General features: G+C 46.2%; 3 protein-coding genes and 1 pseudogene. 2 read left to right on the top strand and 2 right to left on the bottom strand.

Going from position 1 to position 2,663, the window contains the following annotated elements; all coding sequences use genetic code 11:
- The first annotated feature begins 376 nt into the window (after window positions 1-376).
- On the top strand, window positions 377-1,102 hold the full coding sequence (gene tpiA, locus PN470_RS16205; protein ID WP_016515627.1) for a triose-phosphate isomerase: 726 nt from the start codon (window positions 377-379) through the stop codon (window positions 1,100-1,102).
- Here the strand turns inward: tpiA and PN470_RS16200 are convergent.
- Window positions 1,099-1,881, bottom strand: a complete 783-nt coding sequence (locus PN470_RS16200; RefSeq protein ID WP_271937924.1) for a fumarylacetoacetate hydrolase family protein — start codon at window positions 1,879-1,881, stop codon at window positions 1,099-1,101. The genes tpiA and PN470_RS16200 overlap by 4 nt on opposite strands.
- Window positions 1,882-2,026: 145 nt before the next feature.
- On the opposite strand from PN470_RS16200, the gene rpsF reads away from it, so the two are divergent.
- Window positions 2,027-2,416: a 30S ribosomal protein S6 gene (gene rpsF, locus PN470_RS16195; RefSeq protein WP_002733521.1), complete on the top strand. Its 390-nt coding sequence runs from the start codon at window positions 2,027-2,029 to the stop codon at window positions 2,414-2,416.
- A gap of 6 nt (window positions 2,417-2,422) precedes the next feature.
- On the opposite strand, the pseudogene PN470_RS16190 reads toward rpsF, so the two are convergent.
- A pseudogene (locus PN470_RS16190) lies at window positions 2,423-2,663 on the bottom strand (Uma2 family endonuclease); the annotation flags it as partial.

The following is a 2,663-nucleotide window of genomic DNA, read 5'->3' as shown; positions in this document are numbered from 1 at the left end:
GGATTTAGTAGGGGATTAGGGCATAGGTAGGGTTTGCGGCAAAAAGTTTTTCGTGGGGGCAGGGTGTGGGGTGTGGGGTGTAGGGTGTAGGGTTTTACCGATTTTGAGGTGGTCAGTTACCTAATTTTCAGGGAAAAAGTCCAGGAATTTTACCCCCGATCCCTCCAATGGTAGGCACTTTTTGAGGTCAAAAAAGTCTAAAAGCCTTATCAAACAAAGTTTTTAGATTTATTCAGCAAACCCTAGGTACAGGTAAAAGTATTAAAAAAAATCTGCTCACGACAGACAGCGATTATCAGTGATCTTGCTTAGGGTAACAAAAAGGCTTACAGTAAAATGTACCATAAATTATCAAATCTACTAAATTAATTAAGCTGTGCCGAAAGTTGTTATTGCAGGTAACTGGAAAATGCACAAAACCCAGAGAGAAGCTTTGGAGTTTTTGCAAGATTTTAAATCCCATCTAGATGAAACCCCCGACGACCGAGAAGTGGTTCTTTGCGCGCCTTTCACAGCTTTAGCTGTCCTCTCTAAAACCCTCCACGGCGGTCGTATTCGCTTGGGGGCGCAAAATGTCCACTGGGAAAAATCGGGGGCTTATACGGGCGAAATCTCGGCGGATATGTTAACCGAAATTGGGGTTCACTATGTGGTTATCGGTCACAGTGAACGCCGGCAATATTTCGGCGAAACCGATGAAACCGTCAATTTAAGGGTCATATCTGCCCAAAAACAAGGTTTAATCCCGATTATCTGTGTGGGAGAAAGTAAAGCCCAAAGAGATGCTGGAGAAACGGAAAAGGTAATTATCAAGCAAATTCAAGGGGGTTTAGTCAATGTTGACCAAAAAAACCTCGTTATCGCCTACGAACCCATCTGGGCGATTGGCACGGGGGAAACCTGCGAAAGCGAGGAAGCGAACCGCGTTATCGGTTTGATTCGACAACAATTAGACAATCCCGACGTAACCATTCAGTACGGTGGTTCGGTAAAACCCGATAATATCGATGAAATTATGGCTCAATCGCAGATAAACGGGGCTTTAGTCGGTGGGGCGAGTCTAGACCCCACCGTATTCGCTAGGATTGTTAATTATCGTTAATTGATTTCTGCTGCCATGACGCTATTTTCCAAAACCCCGATGCCTTCTATTTCCACCCGAACCTTATCCCCCACCTGCAGCGGTCCGATTCCTTCGGGAGTTCCCGTTAAAATCACATCCCCCGGCAGCAGGGTCATCACTTGAGAGATATAAGCCACCAAGACATCGGGGGGAAAGACCATATCACTAAGATAACTGCTTTGTTTGGGTTCGCTGCCATCATTGAGAAAAGTGGTTAATTGCGCCCCGATACTCAATTCCCGGACAATCCAGGGGCCGAGGGGACAAAAACTGTCAAATCCTTTCGCCCGCGTCCATTGGCTATCTTTTTTCTGTAAATCCCTAGCGGTGACATCGTTAGCAATAGTATAACCCCAGATTTTGCTTCTGGCTTGGGCTGTCGTGCAGTTTTTGGCGGTTTCTCCCATAATTAATGCCAATTCTCCCTCATAATCTACTCTTTCCGATTGGGGCGGATAAAAAATCGTTTCACCATCGGCGATAATTGTCGTCGGTGGCTTGAGAAATAAAAGCGGTTCGCCCGGTACAGGTGTTCCCATCTCGGCGGCGTGGGCGCGGTAATTTTTGCCCACGGCAATAATTTTCGACGGGAAACAGGGGGCTAATAGTTGGTAGCTATCAGGTTCTAATTCTAGCTTGGTTAGTTGCCCTCCTTGCCAGGGAGGGGCATCAAAGACAGCAACGCTACGGTTTAGCTGTAACAGTCCGTAGAAGATTTGTCCTTGACGATGTTTCACTCGTACATAGCGTTGCGCCATATTTTTCTGGGAATGACTAGCGATCGACTCTCGGATAGTAGTATGATCATATATCCTTGCTTCTTTATTAAAAGCTAGAGAGTTATGAAAATCAATTAACTCCTGGCCTTGACAAAGAAGCCTTCTAGTCCATAAGGATTCTGAGATGAGCAATAACTACGAAACTCTTTACATTCTCCGTCCCGATTTAGGGGAAGAAGTCGTTCAGCAACAAGTGGAACGTTATCGGACTCTGATTACCGAACACAGCGCCACAGACATTGAGGTTAAGGTGTGGGGTAAAAAACGTCTGGCCTATCCCATCAAAAAACTCAATGATGGTGTCTATGTGCAGATGAATTATCAGGCCAGCGGCAAACAAGTCGCCCCCATGGAACGGGCCATGCGTTTAAGTGATGAGGTTATTCGTTATTTAACCCTAAAACTCGATCGCGTGATGCCCCCCCCTGCCGATTTATCTCCCTTAACGGAAATTCCCCCCTCTCCTATCACCGAAGCGGTGGTGGAAGAGGACGGCATCTCCGCTGAAGATTAATTATAGTCACAACTGTGTCGGGTCAATGCCCAATTCGCGTAATCGGGCAAAAGCGCGATCGCGTTCTTGTTGTGCTTGGTTGCGTTCTTGTTGTGCTTGGTTGCGCTCTTGTTGTGCTTGGTTGCGTTCCTCAAAGAGGGTTTCAGGGTCTTTAAATCGTTCCCCATTGGGATAAAAGACCTCTAAACCCTCTTCAAACATCTCAAACCGAATCCCTAGGATTGGGGAAGTCCAAGGAAAATTCAAG

Origin of the sequence: Microcystis sp. CS-574 (genome assembly GCF_028329095.1) — a bacterium.
GTDB classification, from domain to species: domain Bacteria; phylum Cyanobacteriota; class Cyanobacteriia; order Cyanobacteriales; family Microcystaceae; genus Microcystis; species Microcystis ichthyoblabe_A.
The sequence above is the reverse complement of the archived record's forward strand: the minus strand, read 5'-3'. Positions and strand labels throughout refer to the sequence as shown.